The organism is Streptomyces sp. GL_148 (assembly GCF_057834205.1).
Map to the genome: position 1 here is coordinate 2000461 of NZ_CM174396.1, position 20081 is coordinate 2020541.

A 20081-nucleotide genomic window follows, 5' to 3' on the forward strand; every position below is an offset into this window, starting at 1 on the left:
TCCGACGGTAGGGTCCGGCCGCATCCCCGGGCGGACGATAAGGTCACGAATACGCAGGTCCGTGACCCTTGGAGGGCGGGACCTACGGCCCCACCCCGGTCACCTCCCACGGCTCCGTAGACTCACTCCCCATGAGCAACGACCCCGCCGTGGAAATCCGCGGACTGGTGAAGCGGTACGGCCCCAAAACCGCGGTGGACGGCCTGGACCTCACCGTCCGGAGGGCCTCGGTCACCGCAGTCCTCGGTCCCAACGGCGCGGGCAAAACGACCACTGTGGAAACCTGCGAGGGCTACCGCCGCCCCGACGCCGGATCCGTCCGCGTCCTCGGCCTCGACCCCGTCGCGCAGGCCGACTCCCTGCGCCCGCGCATCGGCGTGATGCTCCAGTCCGGCGGCGTCTACTCCGGCGCCCGGGCCGTCGAGATGCTGCGCCACATGGCCAAGCTCTACGCCGACCCCCTGGACGTCCCCACCCTGGTGGAACGCCTCGGCCTCGGCGGCTGCGGCCGCACCGCCTACCGCCGGCTCTCCGGCGGCCAGCAGCAGCGCCTGGCCCTCGCCATGGCCGTCGTCGGCCGCCCCGAGCTGGTCTTCCTGGACGAGCCGACCGCCGGCCTCGACCCGCAGGCCCGCCGCGCGACCTGGGAACTCGTACGGGAACTGCGCGCCGACGGGGTCTCGGTCGTCCTCACCACGCACCACATGGACGAGGCCGAGCAGCTCGCGGACGAGGTCGCCATCGTCGACGCCGGCAAGGTCATCGCCCACGGCACCCCCGACGCGCTGTGCCGCGGCGGAGCCGAGAACACCCTGCGCTTCACCGGCCGCCCCGCGCTCGACGTCGGATCCCTGCTGAAGGCGCTGCCCGACGGCACCCAGGCCGCCGAGCTCCTCCCCGGCGTCTACCGGGTCACCGGCGACGTGGACCCCCAGCTGCTGGCCACCGTCGCCTCCTGGTGCGCGCAGCACGGGGTGATGCCCGACAGCCTCTCGGTGGAGCGGCACACCCTCGAAGACGTTTTTCTGGAGCTCACCGGTAAGGAGCTGCGTTCATGACGCCGATCGCCACCGACCCTCGCCGGGGGTCCGGGGGTTGTCCCCCGGGAAGACACAGCCTCGAACTGACCGGTAAGGAGCTGCGCGCATGAGCGCCGGTACGTTCACCCCCCGCCCGGGGGCCGCGCCCGTGTCCCGCATGATCCTGGCGCAGACCGCGCTGGAAACCCGGATGCTGCTGCGCAACGGCGAGCAGCTCCTGCTGACCGTGATCATCCCGGCGCTGCTGCTGGTGCTGTTCTCGGCGGTCGACATCATCGATGTGGGCACGGGCAAGTCCGTGGACTTCCTCGCCCCCGGCATCCTGGCGCTGGCCGTGATGTCCACCGCCTTCACCGGCCAGGCCATCGCCACCGGCTTCGACCGGCGCTACGGGGTCCTCAAGCGGCTCGGGGCCTCCCCGCTGCCGCGCTGGGCCCTGATGGCGGCCAAGACGCTGTCCGTGCTGGTCACCGAGGTGCTGCAGATCGCGCTGCTGACGGTGATCGCCTTCGCCCTGGGCTGGTCCCCGCACGGCAACCCGCTGTCCGTCGCCGTGCTGATCCTGCTCGGCACCGCCGCCTTCTCCGGGCTCGGCCTGCTGATGGCGGGCACCCTCAAGGCGGAGGCCACCCTGGCCGCCGCCAACCTGGTCTTCCTGCTGCTCCTGGTCGGCGGCGGGGTGATCGTGCCGCTGGACAAGTTCCCCGGAGCGGTGCAGTCCGCCCTCGGCCTGCTCCCGATCTCGGCGCTCTCCGACGGACTGCGCGAGGTGCTCCAGCACGGGGCCGCGCTGCCCTGGGGCGACGCGGCCGTGCTTACCTGCTGGGCCGTACTCGGCCTGGGCGCTGCTGCGCGCCTGTTCCGCTGGGATTGACCCCGCTCCCCCGCAGGCGGGGGAACTTCCTGGCTCACCCTGCTCGCCCGTCCAGCGGACGGGCAAGGCTTACGCGATCAATGCCAGCCGGGTTGAGACCCGCCCGGTTACGCAGTGTCACCGTACCATCACTCGAATGCCCCTAGGTGTTTGATCGGAACACTCCCGGCCGGCCGGGCGTTTCCAGGAGGATGGGCACCTTCACGCATGGAGCCGGGGGGCTGACATGGCGCAGCAGGAGGCCGTTCTGCGGCTGGACGAGCAGTGGGCACGGATCCGGTCGGGCGCGGCGCACGCGGAGCCCGCGGAGGCCGACGCCCTGCTGGCCGAGCTGATCGGAGCCCTGCGCGAGCCGGCCCGCACCGACGCCGAGTGCGCGGCCCGGCTGGGTCTGCGCCTCGGCGACCTGGCGGCCCGCCGGTTCGCCGGCGGGGACCGGGCCGGGGCGCTGGCCGCCATCGAGGAGGGGCTGCGGTTCTCGCAGCAGGCGGCCGGGCACGCAGCCGAGTACGCCCGCTGGTACGCCCGGGGCCTGATCAACCAGGGGGTCTGGCTGTCCTGGCCCCTCAGCGACGGGGAGCGGCTGCCGAAGCACCCGCTGGGCCCCGGCTCCGAGAGCGGCCCGAGCGCCATGGAACGGGCCGCCGGGGAGCGGGCCCGGGACCTGACGCGCGGCGCGGTGGAGGTCTGGGCGGCGCTGGACCAGGAGGATCCGGTCAATCAGCGGGGCCTCGCGCAGGCGAAGGTGTTCCTGGGCGACCGGCTCGCGGAGCTGGGTCTGGCCGAGGAGTCCGTGGCCTGGGCCGTCGACGCGGAGGGCTCCTTCCGGCGGCTGCTGCTCGCCGATCCCGGCTCCGAGGAGTCACAGGGTGCCGAGGAGGCCCTGGACCACATCGGCCGCCAGCTCGAACTGCGGCTGCGCTTCCTGTCCTTCGCCTCCCTGGCCGGCCTGCGCACGCGCGGGCTGCTGCCCGAACGACTGCTGCCCCAGGCCGTGGTGGCCGCCCGCGTCCAGGGCGTCCCCGAGGCGGAGATCGCCGCCCGGCTGGGCCTGGAGGCCGACCAGGTCCACACGATGCTGGAGGTGACCCCCTGGGTCGCGGTGTGGCGCGTCGAGGTCCGCGGCTCCGACGGGCTGTGGAACGTACAGTTACATCCCTGGCACAGCGGGGCGGAAGTGAGGAATAGGACAGCCGAGGACGTAGGAGCCGAATTGGTACGCGGCTTCGCGACCTCGGCCGACTACCCGGGCGAGGGCGCGCATTGGCGGATCCGTGTGTGGTGGCACGCGGAAGGCGACCCCGCCGGGGCCCGGTTCCGGCTGGTCATCGGGCCTGACGGCGCGACCGCCACCCCCTCGTGAAACTTTGCACAAGTGTCCGCGTACGATAAGGGCCGTGTTGACCCCCTTCGCATATCTCGCCAGCCGCTGGACTCCGTCACCCCGGACCGTCCGGCGGGCCGCGTTCGCAGCGGTGCTCATGAGCGTCGCCATCGTCGTCACCGGCGGCGCGGTGCGGCTGACCGGATCCGGTCTCGGCTGCGACACCTGGCCCAAGTGCACGAGCGACAGCCTGATCGTGACCCAGGAACAGGGCTTCCACGGCGCCATCGAGTTCGGCAACCGCATGCTGACGTACGTGCTCAGCGCGGCCGTTGGCTGGGCGATCACCACCGCCCGCTGCGCCACGCCGTGGCGCCGCTCGCTGACCCGGCTCGGCTGGCTCCAGTTCGCCATCGTGATGGGCAACGCGGTCCTCGGCGGCATCACCGTCCTGACCGGCCTCAATCCCTACAGCGTGGCCGGGCACTTCCTGCTCGCCACCTCGCTGATCACCGTGACGGTGATCACCTGGCAGCGGACCCGCGAGGGCGACGGCCCGGCCCGGCCGCGCGTGCCCGCTCCGGTGAGCAAGCTCGCGTGGGCGCTGCTCGCGGCCACCGCCGTACTGATCGCGGCGGGCACCGTGGTCACCGGTTCCGGCCCGCACGCCGGTGACAGCAGCGAGATCAAGCGGATGCCCTTCGACTGGTCGGCCGTCGCCCACGTCCACGCGATCTCCGCGTGGGTGGTCTGCGCGCTCGCCGTCGCGATGTGGCTGGTGCTGCGCGTGGTCGATGCCCCCGTGGACACCCGGGCGCGCGCCCGTGACCTGCTGATCGTGCTGCTCTCCCAGGGCGCCATCGGCTACGTCCAGTACTTCACCGACGTGCCCGAGGCCCTCGTGGCGGCCCACATGCTCGGCTCCTGCCTGGTGTGGATCTCGGTGGTCCGGGTGGCGCTGAGCCTGCGCGAGCGTCCGTCGTCCGAGCAGGCCGGGATCCCGGCCCAGGACGACGCCCGGCTCGCTGCGGTCTGACCGCCCGCGTTCCCTCCGGGGGCCTGACTCGCGCGTCGGCCCCGCTCGTCAGCCCCGTTCGTCCAGCCGGTAGACGCGGCGGGCGTTGCCCGCCGCGACCATCGCCGCCACCCGCTCCGCGTCCCGCCAGGACCAGGAGCCGTCGGCGACCCAGCCGCCGAGCACCCGGCCGAGCGCCTCCCGGAAGACCAGCGCGCCCACCGCGTGCAGTTCCGGCAGCCGGCGTCCGCCGCCGGAGAACATCAGCTTTCCGAACGGCGCGGTCTCCAGGCACTCCGCCAGTACGGCGGCCGCCCGCGCTCCCGTGGACCCCAGCGCCGCGCCGAGGTCGGCGTGTACGTGCGGAAAGGCCGCGGTCAGCCGCGCGGCCTGCCGGTGGTGGGGGTACCCGCCGAGCAGCACCAGCCGCGCCCCCGGGCCTTCGGTCGCCCGCAGGAACCCGGTCAGCCGCTCCGGATCCCCCGACTCCCCGCCCGTGTGCAGCTGGAGCGGCAGGCCGGCGGACACCGCGCTCCACGCCAGGTGCCGCAGGAGTACGGGATCCCGTACGGCTTCGCCCTTGGCCCGCGCGGCCAGCCAGCGCCCGGCCGCGCCCCGCACCTCGCCCGGACCGGGCGGCTCGGGCGCGGCTTCGAGGGCGGCTCCCCAGGCCCGGGCCGCACGGCCCGCCCCGGCGCCGGCCCCGGCGCCGGCCTCGGCCCCGGCCCCGCAGGTGAAGGCCACGGCCCCGGCGGCGGCGTGGTGGACCGCCCCCGAGAGGTTGGCCAGGAAGGCGGCCACGGTCCCGGAGGTGTCCGCCGCCTGCTCGGCCAGCAGCTCGGGCCGCACCAGCTCGAAGGCCTCCGCCTCGCCGGCCAGAGCCAGTTCCTTGGGGCCCGTCAGATCCCCGGGCGCCCCGGTGTCGACGAGCCGGGCGCCGACCCCGCAGCCGCGCAGCAGTCGGCGGGCCGACTCGGCGGCGCCCAGCTCGCGCCGCCGGGCGAGGTAGCGGGCGGGGGCGCAGTGCGGTTCGAGCCCGAGCAGCGGCGGGCACCAGCGGCGCACCGCGAAGCCGGTCTGGGTGTCGAAGAAGGTGGTGCCGGCGGCGGGCGGGCCGGCCGAGGGGACGAGCTGGGCCTCGAAGGTGGCGAGGCCGAGCTCCGTGCGGAGCACTCCCTGGCAGTACTGGTCCACCAGGGGCGGCGTTTCGATCATCCGGGCATCCCGTTGCGGACGTGAGGAAGGGGCTTCCACACGTCCTAACGGGTGAGCGGGGTGTGAGGTGTTGCTCGCGCTGTTGACCGAGCGGGCGACGCAGAAACGATCAAGCCAATGATCAAGCCAAGATCAACCGGGTCAGGCCGCCGGATTCGCGGTTCCGCCGAGCTGCATGCCGGCCATCCGGGACCACTCGTACGGCCCCGTCCGCACCCGCGCGGCGAACTCGCCGTCGAACTCCTCGTGGAGGGTCAGCCCGGCCTTCTCGGCCGCGAGCCGCGCGGTGTCGTACGCCGGGGCCACCAGGTCGCCCCAGCCTCCGTCGGTGCCGACGAGGACGATCCGGGTGCCCGCCTGGCCGATGTGCGAGAGGTGGCCCTCGGCGCCGCCGTGCTGCTTGGCGAACGCGCCGATCTGCTTGGCCAGCTTCGCGGCCGTACGGTCCTGCTTCTTGTCCGCCGTGGCGGCGGTCTCCTCGGTGTCTGCCATGGGCAGCATGCTACCGGCGGGTAATGAAGGAAGGAAGCATCACCGAGGAGTGCATGACCGGAGGAAGCGCCGGCGGGGGAAGCGTCAGCGGAGGAAGGGATCCACGGCGACGGCGACGAAGAGCAGCGACACATAGGTGATCGACCAGTGGAACAGCCGCATCTCCTTGAGCTTCGCGCCCGTCACGCCCGACTTGGCGCGCGCGTTGAGCCCGTGCGCCTCCCACAGCCACCAGCCGCCGGCCACCAGTGCGACCGAGGTGTAGAACCAGCCGGTGTACCCCAGCGGGGTCAGCAGCAGCGAGACCGCCACCATCACCCAGCTGTAGAGGACGATCTGCTTGGCCACGGCCTTGTTGCCCGCCACGACCGGCAGCATCGGCACGCCGACCCGCGCGTAGTCGTCCTTCACCTTCATCGACAGCGGCCAGTAGTGCGGCGGCGTCCAGAAGAAGATGACGAGGAAGAGGATGACCGCGGCCCAGGAGACCTCGTTCTTCACTGCCGACCAGCCGATGAGCACCGGCATGCAGCCCGCGATGCCGCCCCAGACGATGTTCTGCGAGGTGCGCCGCTTCAACAGCATCGTGTAGACGACGACATAGAAGAGGAGCGCGCCGAGCGCGAGCGCGGCCGAGAGCCAGTTGATCAGCAGCCCGAAGAACAGGGTGGACGCGATCCCGAGGGTGATGCCGAAGACCAGGCACTCGCGCGGGCTGACCATGCCGGTCACCAGCGGGCGTCCCGAGGTCCGGTCCATCAGCGCGTCGATGTCGCGGTCGATGTACATGTTCAGCGCGTTGGCGCCGCCCGCGGACAGGTAACCGCCGAAGCAGGTGGCGAGGACCAGCCACAGCGAGGGCACGCCCTGCTCGGCGAGGAACATCACCGGCACTGTGGTGATCAGCAGAAGTTCGATGATCCGCGGCTTGGTCAAAGCCACGAAAGCCATGACCCGGGCCCCGAACGGCCGGTGAACGGGGCTCGTCCCGAGCACCCCCGCTGGACGGGATTCGACGGCCGTCACACGCACCCCTGAGAGAGAAACCAGCAAGCACCGTAAGGCTTGCACGTACCACGCCACTCTAGACGTTGGTCTTACGTCGCCCCGCGCGGGGGTCGCGTCGTGTTGGCCCGAACGGAGCTGAACAACCGGTGACGGACCGTGGGCACTCGAATAGCTGCACGCCGTTGCGGGGGTAGGCTCGGAATCGCGCCGGTGCACCGTTCGTCACCGGGACTAGACATGTGGAGAGGAGCCCTGACCCACGTTGAGCACCAAGCCGACGACCACAGAGCTCGACTGGACCGAACTGGACCAGCGTGCTGTCGACACCGCCCGGATCCTGGCCGCCGACGCGGTCCAGAAGGTCGGTAACGGCCACCCCGGTACGGCGATGAGCCTGGCCCCCGCCGCGTACACCCTCTTCCAGAAGGTGATGCGGCACGACCCGGCGGACCCGGAGTGGGTCGGTCGCGACCGTTTCGTGCTCTCCGCGGGTCACTCCTCGCTGACCCTCTACACCCAGCTGTACCTCGGCGGGTTCGGGCTCGAGCTGGACGACCTGAAGGCCTTCCGCACCTGGGGTTCGAAGACCCCGGGCCACCCGGAGTACGGCCACACCGCGGCCGTCGAGACCACCACCGGCCCGCTGGGCCAGGGCATCGCCAACGCGGTGGGCATGGCCATGGCCGCCCGCTACGAGCGCGGCCTGTTCGACCCCGAGGCCGCCGTGGGCGCGTCCCCGTTCGACCACATGATCTACGCGATCGCGGGCGACGGCTGCCTCCAGGAGGGCATCTCCCACGAGGCGTCCGCGCTGGCGGGCCACCAGAAGCTCGGCAACCTGGTGCTGCTGTGGGACGACAACCACATCTCCATCGAGGGCGACACGGAGACGGCCGTCTCCGAGGACACCCTCAAGCGCTACGAGGCGTACGGCTGGCACGTCCAGCGCGTCGCCGCGCAGGCCAACGGCGACCTCGACCCGAAGGCGCTGTTCGCCGCCTTCCAGGCCGCCAAGGCCGAGACGGAGCGCCCCTCCTTCATCGCGGCCCGCTCGATCATCGCCTGGCCGGCGCCGCACGCCCAGGGCACCGAGGCCTCGCACGGCTCGGCCCTCGGCAACGACGAGGTCGCCGCCACCAAGCGCGTGCTCGGCTTCGACCCGGAGCAGACCTTCGAGGTCTCCGACGAGGTCATCGCGCACACCCGCTCCCTCGGTGACCGGGGCCGCGAGGCCCGCGCCGCCTGGGAGAAGGAGTTCTCCGCCTGGCGCACCGCCAACCCGGAGCGCGCCGCCGAGTTCGACCGCATCAACGCCAACGAGCTGCCCGCGGGCTGGGAGGACAAGCTCCCCGTCTTCGAGGCCGGCAAGGGCGTCGCCACCCGCGCCGCCTCGGGCAAGGTCCTCGAAGCGCTCGGCGCGGTCATCCCGGAGCTGTGGGGCGGCTCGGCCGACCTGGCCGGCTCCAACAACACCACCATCGACAAGAACTCCTCGTTCCTGCCGGTGGGCAACCCGCTGCCGGAGGCCGACCCGTACGGCCGCACCATCCACTTCGGCATCCGCGAGCACGCCATGGCCGCGGCCATGAACGGCATCGCGCTGCACGGCCACACCCGCATCTACGGCGGCACCTTCCTGGTGTTCTCCGACTACATGCGCAACGCCGTGCGCCTCTCCGCCCTGATGCACGTGCCGGTCACCTACGTGTGGACGCACGACTCCATCGGCCTCGGCGAGGACGGCCCGACGCACCAGCCGGTCGAGCACGTCGCCGCGCTGCGCGCCATCCCGGGCCTGAACGTGGTCCGTCCGGCCGACGCGAACGAGACCGCCGTCGCCTGGCGCGAGATCCTGAAGCGCCACACCAAGGTCTTCGGCAAGGGCGCCCCGCACGGACTGGCGCTGACCCGCCAGGGCGTGCCGACCTACGAGCGCAACGAGGACGCCGCCAAGGGCGGATACGTGCTCTTCGAGGCCGAAGGCGGTCCCGCCGAGGTCGTGCTCATCGGCACCGGCTCCGAGGTCCAGCTCGCCGTGGCCGCGCGCGAGGCGCTGCAGGCCGAGGGCGTCCCGGCGCGGGTCGTCTCGATGCCGTCCGTCGAGTGGTTCGAGGAGCAGTCCCAGGAGTACAAGGACAGCGTCCTGCCGCCTTCGGTCAAGGCGCGCGTCGCGGTCGAGGCCGGCATCGGTCTGACCTGGCACCGCTACGTCGGCGACGCGGGCCGGATCGTCTCGCTGGAGCACTTCGGCGCCTCGGCCGACGGCGCCGTGCTGTACCGCGAGTTCGGCCTGACGGCCGAAGCCGTGACCGCCGCCGCACGCGACTCGCTCGCCGCCGCCGCGCGCTGACTCCCGCACCCAGACCAGTAGGAGATGCAATTCCCATGACAGACGCACTGAAGCGCCTTTCCGACGAGGGCGTGGCGATCTGGCTGGACGACCTGTCCCGCAAGCGGATCACGTCCGGCAACCTGGCCGAGCTCATCGACCAGCAGCACGTGGTGGGTGTCACCACCAACCCGGCGATCTTCCAGAAGGCGATCAGCGGCGGCGAGGGGTACGGGCAGCAGCTCGCCGACCTGGCCGCCCGCAAGGTCACCGTCGAAGAGGCGATCCGCATGATCACCACGGCGGACGTCCGCGACGCCGCCGACATCCTGCGCCCGGTCTACGACTCGACCGAGGGCCAGGACGGCCGGGTCTCGATCGAGGTCGACCCCCGTCTGGCCCACAACACCGCGGCGACCATCGCCGAGGCCAAGCAGCTCGCGTGGCTGGTGGACCGTCCGAACACGCTCATCAAGATCCCGGCGACCAAGGCCGGCCTGCCGGCGATCACCGAGGTCATCGGCAAGGGCATCAGCGTCAACGTCACGCTGATCTTCTCGCTGGAGCGTTACCGCGAGGTCATGGACGCGTACCTGGCGGGCCTGGAGAAGGCGAAGGCCGCGGGCCTGGACCTCTCCAAGATCCACTCGGTCGCCTCCTTCTTCGTGTCCCGCGTGGACTCCGAGATCGACAAGCGCCTTGACGGCGTCGGCACCGACGAGGCGAAGGCCCTCAAGGGCAAGGCGGCGCTCGCGAACGCCCGTCTGGCCTACGAGGCCTTCGAAGAGGTCTTCTCCACCGAGCGCTGGGCCGCCCTGGACAAGGCGCACGCCAACAAGCAGCGTCCGCTCTGGGCCTCGACCGGCGTCAAGGACCCGGCCTACAAGGACACCCTGTACGTGGTGGACCTGGTCGCCCCCGGCACCGTGAACACCATGCCCGAGGGCACCCTCGAGGCCACCGCCGACCACGGCGTGGTCGAGGGCGACACCATCCGCGGCACGTACGAGCAGGCGCGCGCCGAGCTCACCGCGGTCGCGAAGCTGGGCATTTCGTACGACGATGTGGTGCAGCTGCTCGAGGAAGAGGGCGTCGAGAAGTTCGCGGTGTCCTGGAACGACCTGCTGAAGTCGACCGAGGCGGAGCTTGAGCGCCTCGCCCCCACGGAGGCCTGAACACTTTGTCTGTAAACGGAGCGAACCCGCTTCGTGACGCACAGGACCGGCGGCTCCCGCGCATCGCGGGGCCGTCCGGCCTGGTCATTTTCGGCGTTACGGGTGACCTGTCGCGCAAGAAGCTGATGCCTGCCGTCTACGACCTCGCCAACCGCGGCCTGCTCCCGCCGGGCTTCTCCCTGATCGGCTTCGCCCGGCGCGAGTGGCAGGACGAGGACTTCGCGCAGGAGGTTCACGACGCGGTCAAGCAGCACGCGCGCACCCCCTTCCGTGAAGAGGTCTGGCAGCAGCTCGTCCAGGGCTGCCGCTTCGTCCAGGGCGACTTCGACGACGACCAGGCGTTCGAGACGCTGAAGTCGACGATCGAGGAGCTGGACAAGGCGCAGGGCACCGGCGGCAACTTCGCCTTCTACCTGTCCGTCCCGCCGAAGTTCTTCCCCAAGGTCGTCGCCCAGCTCAAGAAGCACGGGCTGGCGCAGAAGGAAGGCTCCTGGCGGCGCGCGGTCATCGAGAAGCCGTTCGGGCACGACCTGACCAGTGCGCAGGAGCTCAACCAGCTCGTGCACGACGTCTTCCCGCCCAACGAGGTCTTCCGGATCGACCACTACCTGGGCAAGGAGACCGTCCAGAACATCCTGGCGCTCCGCTTCGCGAACACGATGTTCGAGCCGATCTGGAACCGGTCGTACGTCGACCACGTGCAGATCACCATGGCCGAGGACATCGGCATCGGCGGCCGGGCCGGCTACTACGACGGCATCGGCGCGGCCCGCGACGTCATCCAGAACCACCTGCTCCAGCTGCTGGCGCTCACGGCGATGGAGGAGCCCGGCTCCTTCCACCCGAAGGCGCTGGTGGCCGAGAAGCTCAAGGTGCTGACCGCCGTGGAGCTGCCCGAGGACCTGGGCAAGCACACCGTGCGCGGCCAGTACTCGGCTGCGTGGCAGGGCGGCGAGAAGGTCGTCGGGTACCTCGAAGAGGACGGCATCGACCCCAAGTCGAAGACCGACACCTACGCGGCGATCCGCCTGGAGATCAACAACCGCCGCTGGGCGGGCGTCCCGTTCTACCTGCGGACGGGCAAGCGCCTGGGCCGCCGGGTGACCGAGATCGCGGTCGTCTTCAAGCGGGCCCCGTACCTGCCGTTCGAATCGGGCGCGACCGAGGAGCTGGGGCAGAACGCCCTGGTCATCCGGGTCCAGCCGGACGAGGGCGTGACGGTGCGCTTCGGCTCCAAGGTTCCGGGCACCTCCATGGAGGTCCGGGACGTGACGATGGACTTCGCCTACGGCGAGTCCTTCACGGAGTCGAGCCCCGAGGCCTACGAGCGGCTGATCCTCGACGTGCTGCTGGGTGACGCGAACCTGTTCCCGCGCCACCAGGAGGTCGAGCTGTCCTGGAACATCCTCGACCCGATCGAGCGGTACTGGGACACGCACGGCAAGCCCGCCCAGTACCCGTCGGGCACCTGGGGACCGGTCGAGGCGGACGAGATGCTCGCACGAGACGGACGGAGCTGGCGCCGGCCATGAAGATCGATCTCACGGAGACCAACTCCAGCAAGATCAACGCCTCGTTGGTGCAGGCGCGCCGGGACATCGGCACGCCTGCCATCGGGATGGTGCTCACGCTGGTGATCGTGACCGACGAGGAGAACGCGTACGACGCGCTCAAGTCGGCGAACGACGCCTCCCGCGAACACCCCTCGCGGATCGTCGTGGTCATCAAGCGGGTCAGCCGCTCGCCGCGCAGCCGCCGCGATGCCCGTCTCGACGCGGAAGTCCGCGTGGGGACGGACTCCGGCACCGGCGAGACGGTCGTGCTCCGCCTGCACGGCGAACTGGTCGACCACGCCCAGTCGGTGGTCCTCCCGCTGCTCCTCCCGGACGCGCCCGTCGTCGTCTGGTGGCCGGAGGGCGCTCCGCAGGACCTGGCGGGCGACCCCCTGGGGGCGCTCGGCCAGCGCCGGATCACGGACACCTACTCCACCGAGGACCCGATCGAGGCCCTCGGCAGCCGGGCGGCGGCCTACGCGCCCGGGGACACGGACCTGTCCTGGACCCGGATCACCCCGTGGCGCTCCATGCTGGCGGCGGCGCTCGACCAGCAGGTCCACTCGGTGTCCTCGGCGACGGTCGACGGCGAGGACGACAACCCGAGCTGCGAACTGCTGGCGATGTGGCTCGCGGACCGGCTGGGGGTCCCCGTCAAGCGCACCTCCTCGGCGGGCCCCGGGCTCACCGCGGTGCGCCTGGAGACCAAGGACGGCGAGATCGTCCTGGACCGGGCGGACGGGGCACTGGCCACGCTGTGCATGCCGGGGCAGCCCGACCGTGCGGTGGCGCTGAAGCGCCGCGACACGGCCGAGCTCCTGGCGGAGGAACTCCGCCGCCTGGACCCGGACAACACCTACGAGGCCTCGCTGAAGTTCGGCGTGTCCCGCCTGTCCCCCACGGCCGGGCCGGCGCCCGCGAAGCCGACTCCCGCCAAGCCGGAGACCCCGGCCAAGGCTGAGGCTCCGGCCTCGAAGCCGGCTCCGGCGAAGCCGGCCAAGAAGGCCGCGGCGAAGTAGTACACGCGGGCCGCTGCGCGGGGCAGTCCCCTCCCCCCTTCGCCCGTTCCCTGGGGCTCCGCCCCAGACCCCGTGCCCTCAAACGCCGGCGGGGCTGGATTTGCCGCTGCACGGCAAAATCCAGCCCGCCCGGCGTTTGAGGGCACGGGCGCGGAGCGCACGTACGGGGGCCGGGGCACAGCCCCGGGAAACGGTGAAAGGGCGGGGCGGGGAGCAGCTCCGCGCAGCGGCGTCCGTACCCGCACCACAAGACTCCGAACTACCGACAAGGCGGCAGCACATGGGTATGACGACTCCCCAGGTCGTCGTCCACCGGGACAAGGAGCTGATGGCCCAGGCCGCAGCCGCCCGGCTGATCACGAAGATCGTGGACGCACAGGCCGCCCGCGGCACCGCGTCCGTGGTCCTCACCGGCGGCCGCAACGGCAACGGCCTGCTCGCCGCGCTGGCCGCGGCCCCGGCCCGGGACGCCATCGACTGGTCCCGGATCGACCTGTGGTGGGGCGACGAGCGCTACGTGCCCGCCGACGACCCCGAGCGCAACCACGTCCAGGCCCGTGAGGCCCTGCTGGACTCCGTCCCGGTGGACCCCGCGCGGGTCCACGCCATGCCCGCCTCCGACGGCCCGTACGGGCTCGACGTGGACGCGGCGGCCGCCTCCTACGCGGCGGAGCTCCAGAAGGCCTCCGGCCCCGAGGACCACGGCCCGGTCCCCCGCTTCGACGTCCTGATGCTCGGCGTCGGCCCGGACACGCACGTGGCCTCGCTGTTCCCGGAGCACCCGGCGTCCCGCGAGACCGAGCGCTCGGTCGTCGGCGTCCACGGCGCGCCGAAGCCGCCGCCGACCCGCATCTCGCTCACCCTCCCGGCGATCCGGGCGGCCCGCGAGGTCTGGCTCCTCGCGGCCGGCGAGGACAAGGCCGGAGCGGTGGCGATCGCGCTGGGCGGAGCGGGCGAGGTCCAGGCACCGGCGGCCGCCGCGTACGGCCGCGCCCGCACCCTGTGGCTCCTCGACCGAGCGGCGGCCGCGAAGCTCCCGCCGGCCATGTACCCCCCGGCCTCCGCCTGATCCCGTACGACCGTACGACGCGAAAGGGCCCGCCCTCCCCACGGAGAGCGGGCCCTTCGGCGTCGGGTGATCCGGGGTCAGCGACCGCGCAGCGAGCGGTACGTGGCCACCAGCGCCCGCGTCGACGCGTCCAGGCCGGGCACCTCCGCGCCTTCGGTGAGCGCCGGCTCGATCCGCTTGGCCAGCACCTTCCCGAGCTCCACGCCCCACTGGTCGAAGGAGTCGATGTTCCACACCGCGCCCTGGACGAACACCTTGTGCTCGTAGAGGGCGATCAGCTGTCCGAGCACCGCCGGAGTCAGCTCGGTCGCCAGGATCGTGGTCGTCGGGTGGTTGCCCGCGAAGGTCTTGTGCGGGACCAGCGGTTCGGCGACGCCCTCCGCCCGGACCTCGTCCGCCGTCTTGCCGAAGGCCAGTGCCTGCGTCTGCGCGAAGAAGTTCGCCATCAGCAGGTCGTGCTGGGCCGCCAGCGCCGGGAGCAGTTCGCCGACCGGCCGCGCGAAGCCGATGAAGTCCGCCGGGATCACCCGGGTGCCCTGGTGGAGCAACTGGTAGTAGGCGTGCTGGCCGTTGGTGCCGGGCGTGCCCCACACCACCGGTCCGGTCTGCCAGTCCACCGGGTTGCCCTCGCGGTCCACCGACTTGCCGTTGGACTCCATGTCCAACTGCTGCAGGTACGCGGTGAACCGGGAGAGGTAGTGGCTGTACGGGAGCACGGCGTGGGACTGGGCGTCGAAGAACGCCCCGTACCAGATCCCCAACAGGCCCAGCAGCAGCGGGGCGTTCTCCTCGGGGGGCGCCGTGCGGAAGTGCTCGTCCATCGTGTGGAATCCGCCGAGCAGTTCCCGGAACGCGTCCGGGCCGATCGCGATCATCAGGGACAGCCCGATCGCGGAGTCGAAGGAGTAGCGCCCGCCGACCCAGTCCCAGAACTCGAACATGTTGGCCGTGTCGATGCCGAACTCGGAGACCTTCTCCTCGTTGGTGGAGAGCGCCACGAAGTGCCGTGCCACGGCCGCCTGGTCGCCGCCGACGCCCGCGAGCAGCCACGCGCGCGCCGAGGTGGCGTTGGTGATGGTCTCGATCGTCGTGAAGGTCTTCGAGGCGACGATGAAGAGCGTCTCGTGGGGGTCCAGGTCCCGCACGGCCTCGTGCAGGTCGGCGCCGTCCACGTTGGACACGAAACGCAGGGTCAGGCCCCGGTCGGAGAAGGCGCGCAGCGCCTCGTACGCCATCGCCGGTCCCAGGTCGGAGCCGCCGATGCCGATGTTGACGACGTTCTTGATGCGCTTGCCGGTGGAGCCGGTCCACTCCCCCGACCGGATGCGGCCGGCGAAGGCGGCCATCTTGTCGAGGACCGCGTGGACGCCGGGTACGACGTTCTCCCCGTCCACTTCGACGACCGCGTCGGCCGGTGCGCGGAGCGCGGTGTGCAGGACCGCCCGGTCCTCGGTCGTGTTGATCTTCTCGCCGCGGAACATGGCCTCGCGCAGCCCGGCCACGCCGGTCGCCGCGGCCAGTTCGCGCAGCAGTGTCAGCGTCTCGTCGGTCACGAGGTGCTTCGAGTAATCGATGTGCAGGTCTGCGACCCGCAGGGTGTAGCCGGCGCCCCGGCCCGGATTCGCCTCGAACAGCTCCCGCAGATGCGTCTGCCCCAACTCGTCCCGGTGCTTGCCGAGTGCGTGCCACTCGGGCGTCCGGTTGAGCCTCGTACGGCTGTCTGCGTTCATCTCGGACATCAACCCACTTCCTGTCCTGTCGTGCCCCGCCGGTTCCAACCTAAGGGATGGGAAGCGGCACAACCGACACAAAGCGGCCCGGCCCGCAGGAGAGAAGACTCCTGCGGGCCGGGCCTGATGCCACGTCGGTTGTTCGGTGGGACGCGTCAGATCTCGCCGCGCAGTTTGGCGAGCGCCTCGGCGAGGATCGCCTCGCCGTCGGCGTCCGTCCGCCGCTCCCGCACGTACGCCAGGTGCGTCTTGTACGGCTCCGTGCGCGGCGGCGCGGGCGGGTTGTCCCGGTCCTGGCCGGCCGGGAACCCGCAGCGCGGGCAGTCCCAGGTATCCGGCACCTGCGCGTCGCTGGCGAAGCTCGGCTGCGTCTCGTGCCCGTTCGAGCACCAGAAGGAGATGCGCAGGCGGGGCGCGGACTCGCCGCGCTCGGCCTCACCCATCGGCCCCGCTCCGACCCGACTACCACGGATCGCGTTGCCACTTGCCACGGTCGTAACTCCCTGCGTGATGGTGCCGCGAAACGTGAGTGGATTCCGTCGCGGGCGCCCAAGTCTACGTAAGGCGGGCGCCCGTCCAGGAGTGGAGTTACCCATTCCAGACAAGAACGCCGGACCTCATGATAGGCCGGGGGGAGCCGACCGGACGGCCGGAATGGCCAGAACGGTTCAGCTGCTGGTCTTCATGAGCAGGCCGAGCGCGACGATGCAGGCGAACCAAAGCAGACCGATCACCACGGTGATGCGGTCGAGGTTGCGCTCCGCGACCGAGGAGCCGCCGACCGACGACTGCATACCGCCGCCGAACATGTCGGAAAGACCGCCGCCCTTGCCCTTGTGCATCAGCACGAGCAGCATCAGCAGGGCGCTGAAGACGACCAAGGCGATCTCGAACCCCAAAATCACGGCTGATTCCTACTTTCTGGGCTTACTGGCTTTCCGGCTTTCCCGCATTGCCGATTACGAGCACGGGGGCCAGCAGCTGGTTCAGCCTGCTGGCCCCCGCAAGGGTACGACGGATCCGCCCTACGGCATACTCACGATGAACGTCACTGGTCGCGGAACCGGACGATCTTCACGAACTCGTCCGCGTCCAGCGCCGCGCCGCCGATCAGGGCGCCGTCGACGTCGGGCTGGGCCATGATCGCGGCGATGTTGCCGGACTTGACCGAGCCGCCGTACTGGATGCGGACCTTGTCGGCCAGCTCCTGCGAGTACAGCTCCGCGAGACGGCCGCGGATCGCGCCGCAGACCTCCTGCGCGTCCTCGGGGGTGGCGACCTCGCCGGTCCCGATCGCCCAGACGGGCTCGTACGCGATCACGATGGACTCGACCTGCTCGGCCGGGATGTCCTTGAGGCCGCCGTCGAGCTGGTTCAGCGTGTACTGGACCTGCTGGCCGGCCTTGCGGATGTCCAGGCCCTCGCCGACGCACAGGATCGGGGTGATCCCGTGCTTGTAGGCGGCCTTGACCTTGGCGTTGCAGATCTCGTCGTTCTCGCCGTGGTACTGGCGGCGCTCGCTGTGGCCGACGGCCACGAACGTGCACTTCAGCTTCGAGAGCATCGGGCCGGAGATCTCGCCGGTGTAGGCACCGGAGTCGTGCGCCGAGATGTCCTGGGCGCCGTACTTGATCTTCAGCTTGTCGCCGTCGACCAGGGTCTGGACCGAACGGAGGTCGACGAAGGGCGGCAGGACCGCGACCTCGACGAAGTCGTAGTCCTTGTCGGCCAGGGCGAAGGCGAGCTTCTGGACGTGGGCGATGGCCTCGAGGTGGTTGAGGTTCATCTTCCAGTTGCCCGCCATCAGCGGGGTACGGCCGGCGGTGTTCTCAGTCATCAGGGTTCAGACCTCCAGTGCGGCGAGGCCGGGGAGCGTCTTGCCCTCGAGGTACTCGAGGGAGGCGCCGCCACCGGTCGAAATGTGGCCGAAAGCGTTCTCGTCGAAGCCGAGCGTGCGCACGGCGGCGGCCGAGTCGCCACCGCCGACGACGGTGAAGGCGTTGCTGTCGACGAGGGCCTGCGCGATGGCGCGGGTGCCGCCGGCGTAGTCGGGGTGCTCGAAGACGCCCACGGGGCCGTTCCAGAAGACGGTCTCGGCGTCGGCGATCTTCGAGGCGTACAGCTCGCGGGTCCTGGGACCGATGTCCAGACCCTCCTGGTCGGCGGGGATCTTGTCCGCGTCGACGGTGATGAAGTCCGCCGGGGCCTTGGTCTTCAGGTCCGGGAAGTCCTTGGAGGCGAGGATGTCGACGGGGAGGACCAGCTCGACACCGTTCTTCTCGGCGCGCTCCATGTACTCCTTGACGACGTCCACCTGGTCCTTCTGGAGCAGGGAGATGCCGACCTCGTAGCCCTTGGCGTAGAGGAAGGTGTAGGCCATGCCGCCGCCGATGAGCAGGCGGTCGGCCTTGCCGAGCAGCTCGTCGATGACGGCGAGCTTGTCGGAGACCTTGGCGCCGCCGAGGATGACCACGTACGGGCGCTTGACCTCGGCGGTCAGCTTCTTCAGGACGCCGACCTCGGTGGCGATGAGGTAGCCGGCCGCGTGCGGGAGGCGCGCGGGGAGGTCGAAGACCGAGGCGTGCTTGCGGTGGACAGCGCCGAAGCCGTCGCCGACGTAGACGTCGGCCAGCTCGGCGAGCTGGTCCGCGAAGGCGCCGCGCTCGGCGTCGTCCTTGGCGGTCTCACCGGCGTTGAAGCGCAGGTTCTCGATGACGGCGACCTGGCCGTCGGCGAGGGCCGCGACGGTCTCCTTGGCGGAGGCGCCCACGGTGTCGGTGGCGAACGCGACGTCCACGGCCAGCAGCTCGCCGAGGCGGGCGGCGGCGGGCGCCAGCGAGAAGGCCGGGTCCGGGGCGCCCTTGGGGCGGCCCAGGTGCGAGGCCACGACCACGCGGGCGCCGGCCTCGGCGAGCTTCGCGATGGTGGGCTGCACGGCGCGGATGCGGCCGTCGTCGGTGATCTCACCGTTCGAGAGCGGCACGTTCAGGTCGGCGCGTACGAAGACACGCTTGCCGGACACGCCCTCGGCGAGAAGTTCGTCGATCGTCTTCATGCTGTTTTCTACTCCTTTTCCCAGCCCAGGACTTTACCCGTGCGGGACGAGAGGGGTACGAGGCAAGCAACAGGGCCCGTACAGCGCTTCATCGCGCTGCCCGAGCCCCGGTGCTCACATCGTGGTGCCTGCCTTGGTGCTTAGAGCTGACCGCCGACGAACACGGTCAGGTCGACGAGGCGGTTGGAGTAGCCCCACTCGTTGTCGTACCAGCCGATGACCTTGACGCTCTTGCCCTGGACCATCGTCAGGGAGGAGTCGAAGGTGCAGGAGTACGGCCAGTTCACGATGTCGGAAGAGACGATCGCGTCCTCGGTGTAGTCCAGGATGCCCTTGAGCTGGCCCTGAGAGGCCTTCTGGAAGGCCGAGTTGACCTCGTCCTTGGTGACTTCGCGCTCGAGCTCGATGACGAGGTCGGTCACGGAACCGGTGGGGACCGGGACGCGCATCGCGATGCCGTCGAGCTTGCCCGCCAGCTCCGGGATGACCAGCGCGGTGGCCTTGGCGGCACCCGTGGTGGTCGGGATGATGTTCTCGGCGGCGGCGCGCGCACGGCGCAGGTCCGAGTGCGGGAAGTCCAGGATCCGCTGGTCGTTCGTGTACGCGTGGACCGTCGTCATCATGCCCTTGACGATGCCGAAGTTCTCCAGGAGGACCTTGGCCATCGGCGCCACGCAGTTGGTGGTGCAGGAGGCGTTGGAGATGACGTGGTGGTTGGCCGCGTCGTACTTCTCCTGGTTGACGCCCATCACGATCGTGATGTCCTCGTCCTTGGCCGGAGCCGAGATGAGGACCTTCTTCGCGCCGGCCGCGATGTGCTTGGCGGCGTCGGCCTTCTTCGTGAAGATGCCGGTCGACTCGATGACGATGTCGGCGCCCAGCTCACCCCAGGGGAGGTTCGCGGGGTCGCGCTCGGCAAAGGTCTTGAAGGTGTTGCCGCCGACGGTGATGGTGTCGTCGGTGTGGCTGACCTCGGCCTTGAGACGGCCCAGGATCGTGTCGTACTTGAGGAGGTGAACCAGGGTTGCGTTGTCAGTCAGGTCGTTGACACCGACGATCTCGATGTCCGCTCCCTGCTCCAGGAGCGCCCGAAAGTAGTTGCGGCCAATTCGGCCAAAACCATTGATGCCTACGCGGATCGTCACGAACCGATCTCCTCGTTGGTGCGCCGGCCTGTCCGCCA

General features: G+C 70.8%; 18 protein-coding genes. 9 read left to right on the forward strand and 9 right to left on the reverse strand.

Annotated features, from left to right (window positions below; translation table 11 throughout):
• The first annotated feature begins 131 nt into the window (after positions 1-131).
• From AC3IYI_RS09180 to AC3IYI_RS09195, 4 genes are all read left to right on the forward strand, one after another.
• On the forward strand, positions 132-1058 hold the full coding sequence (locus AC3IYI_RS09180) for an ABC transporter ATP-binding protein (protein WP_489409703.1): 927 nt from the start codon (positions 132-134) through the stop codon (positions 1056-1058).
• Positions 1059-1146: 88 nt separating this feature from the next.
• The gene (locus AC3IYI_RS09185; protein WP_489409704.1) at positions 1147-1914 is read left to right on the forward strand and encodes an ABC transporter permease; all 768 of its coding nucleotides are present in this window, start codon (positions 1147-1149) and stop codon (positions 1912-1914) included.
• A gap of 226 nt (positions 1915-2140) precedes the next feature.
• The gene (locus AC3IYI_RS09190) at positions 2141-3277 is read left to right on the forward strand and encodes a hypothetical protein (protein WP_489409705.1); all 1137 of its coding nucleotides are present in this window, start codon (positions 2141-2143) and stop codon (positions 3275-3277) included.
• A gap of 4 nt (positions 3278-3281) precedes the next feature.
• Complete coding sequence (locus AC3IYI_RS09195) at positions 3282-4274, forward strand: COX15/CtaA family protein (protein ID WP_489409706.1); 993 nt, start codon at positions 3282-3284, stop codon at positions 4272-4274.
• Between the two features lie 48 nt (positions 4275-4322).
• Here the strand turns inward: AC3IYI_RS09195 and AC3IYI_RS09200 are convergent, their stop codons facing one another.
• From AC3IYI_RS09200 to AC3IYI_RS09210, 3 genes are all read right to left on the reverse strand, one after another.
• Positions 4323-5468: an amidohydrolase family protein gene (locus AC3IYI_RS09200; RefSeq protein WP_489409707.1), complete on the reverse strand. Its 1146-nt coding sequence runs from the start codon at positions 5466-5468 to the stop codon at positions 4323-4325.
• A 141-nt stretch (positions 5469-5609) separates the two neighbouring features.
• Positions 5610-5960, reverse strand: a complete 351-nt coding sequence (locus AC3IYI_RS09205; protein ID WP_489409708.1) for a hypothetical protein — start codon at positions 5958-5960, stop codon at positions 5610-5612.
• Between the two features lie 84 nt (positions 5961-6044).
• A complete protein-coding gene (locus tag AC3IYI_RS09210) occupies positions 6045-6992 on the reverse strand; it encodes a heme o synthase (protein ID WP_489409709.1) in 948 nt (315 codons plus the stop codon).
• 238 nt (positions 6993-7230) lie between these two features.
• Here AC3IYI_RS09210 and tkt point away from each other — a divergent pair, with 238 nt between their 5' ends.
• The 5 genes from tkt to pgl all read left to right on the forward strand — a co-directional run bounded on the left by tkt (position 7231) and on the right by pgl (position 14113).
• Entirely contained in the window at positions 7231-9318 is a 2088-nt protein-coding gene (gene tkt / locus AC3IYI_RS09215) for a transketolase (protein WP_489409710.1), read from the forward strand.
• A 35-nt stretch (positions 9319-9353) separates the two neighbouring features.
• Complete coding sequence (gene tal / locus AC3IYI_RS09220) at positions 9354-10472, forward strand: transaldolase (protein WP_489409711.1); 1119 nt, start codon at positions 9354-9356, stop codon at positions 10470-10472.
• Positions 10473-10477: 5 nt separating this feature from the next.
• Complete coding sequence (gene zwf / locus AC3IYI_RS09225) at positions 10478-12004, forward strand: glucose-6-phosphate dehydrogenase (protein WP_243338381.1); 1527 nt, start codon at positions 10478-10480, stop codon at positions 12002-12004.
• Positions 12001-13044, forward strand: a complete 1044-nt coding sequence (gene opcA, locus AC3IYI_RS09230; protein ID WP_489409712.1) for a glucose-6-phosphate dehydrogenase assembly protein OpcA — start codon at positions 12001-12003, stop codon at positions 13042-13044. The genes zwf and opcA overlap by 4 nt, the downstream gene beginning before the upstream one ends.
• Positions 13045-13330: 286 nt before the next feature.
• A complete protein-coding gene (pgl, locus tag AC3IYI_RS09235) occupies positions 13331-14113 on the forward strand; it encodes a 6-phosphogluconolactonase (RefSeq protein ID WP_489409713.1) in 783 nt (260 codons plus the stop codon).
• A 77-nt stretch (positions 14114-14190) separates the two neighbouring features.
• Here pgl and pgi read toward each other — a convergent pair whose 3' ends face one another.
• From pgi to gap, 6 genes are all read right to left on the reverse strand, one after another.
• Positions 14191-15843, reverse strand: a complete 1653-nt coding sequence (pgi, locus tag AC3IYI_RS09240; RefSeq protein ID WP_489411482.1) for a glucose-6-phosphate isomerase — start codon at positions 15841-15843, stop codon at positions 14191-14193.
• Positions 15844-15998: 155 nt separating this feature from the next.
• Complete coding sequence (locus tag AC3IYI_RS09245) at positions 15999-16286, reverse strand: RNA polymerase-binding protein RbpA (protein WP_030197743.1); 288 nt, start codon at positions 16284-16286, stop codon at positions 15999-16001.
• 225 nt (positions 16287-16511) lie between these two features.
• Positions 16512-16742 carry a preprotein translocase subunit SecG gene (secG, locus tag AC3IYI_RS09250; RefSeq protein WP_327309495.1) on the reverse strand — a complete coding sequence of 77 codons (231 nt, stop codon included), beginning with the start codon at positions 16740-16742 and terminating at the stop codon, positions 16512-16514.
• A 149-nt stretch (positions 16743-16891) separates the two neighbouring features.
• Positions 16892-17680, reverse strand: a complete 789-nt coding sequence (tpiA, locus tag AC3IYI_RS09255) for a triose-phosphate isomerase (protein ID WP_489409714.1) — start codon at positions 17678-17680, stop codon at positions 16892-16894.
• Between the two features lie 6 nt (positions 17681-17686).
• Positions 17687-18898 (reverse strand): phosphoglycerate kinase, encoded by a 1212-nt coding sequence (locus AC3IYI_RS09260; RefSeq protein ID WP_489409715.1) that lies wholly within the window; start codon positions 18896-18898, stop codon positions 17687-17689.
• A gap of 140 nt (positions 18899-19038) precedes the next feature.
• Positions 19039-20043 (reverse strand): type I glyceraldehyde-3-phosphate dehydrogenase, encoded by a 1005-nt coding sequence (gene gap, locus AC3IYI_RS09265; RefSeq protein ID WP_243338363.1) that lies wholly within the window; start codon positions 20041-20043, stop codon positions 19039-19041.
• Positions 20044-20081: the final 38 nt, after the last annotated feature.

Excerpts from the sequence above, each read along its gene's own strand:
- AC3IYI_RS09245 (WP_030197743.1), bottom strand. The coding sequence starts at position 16,286 with ATGGGTGAGGCCGAGCGCGGCGAGTCCGCGCCCCGCCTGCGCATCTCC.
- pgl (WP_489409713.1), top strand. The coding sequence starts at position 13,331 with ATGACGACTCCCCAGGTCGTCGTCCACCGGGACAAGGAGCTGATGGCC.
- AC3IYI_RS09200 (WP_489409707.1), bottom strand. The coding sequence starts at position 5,468 with ATGATCGAAACGCCGCCCCTGGTGGACCAGTACTGCCAGGGAGTGCTC.
- tpiA (WP_489409714.1), bottom strand. The coding sequence starts at position 17,680 with ATGACTGAGAACACCGCCGGCCGTACCCCGCTGATGGCGGGCAACTGG.
- AC3IYI_RS09190 (WP_489409705.1), top strand. The coding sequence starts at position 2,141 with ATGGCGCAGCAGGAGGCCGTTCTGCGGCTGGACGAGCAGTGGGCACGG.
- AC3IYI_RS09260 (WP_489409715.1), bottom strand. The coding sequence starts at position 18,898 with ATGAAGACGATCGACGAACTTCTCGCCGAGGGCGTGTCCGGCAAGCGT.
- tal (WP_489409711.1), top strand. The coding sequence starts at position 9,354 with ATGACAGACGCACTGAAGCGCCTTTCCGACGAGGGCGTGGCGATCTGG.
- AC3IYI_RS09180 (WP_489409703.1), top strand. The coding sequence starts at position 132 with ATGAGCAACGACCCCGCCGTGGAAATCCGCGGACTGGTGAAGCGGTAC.
- AC3IYI_RS09205 (WP_489409708.1), bottom strand. The coding sequence starts at position 5,960 with ATGGCAGACACCGAGGAGACCGCCGCCACGGCGGACAAGAAGCAGGAC.
- opcA (WP_489409712.1), top strand. The coding sequence starts at position 12,001 with ATGAAGATCGATCTCACGGAGACCAACTCCAGCAAGATCAACGCCTCG.
- AC3IYI_RS09185 (WP_489409704.1), top strand. The coding sequence starts at position 1,147 with ATGAGCGCCGGTACGTTCACCCCCCGCCCGGGGGCCGCGCCCGTGTCC.
- pgi (WP_489411482.1), bottom strand. The coding sequence starts at position 15,843 with ATGAACGCAGACAGCCGTACGAGGCTCAACCGGACGCCCGAGTGGCAC.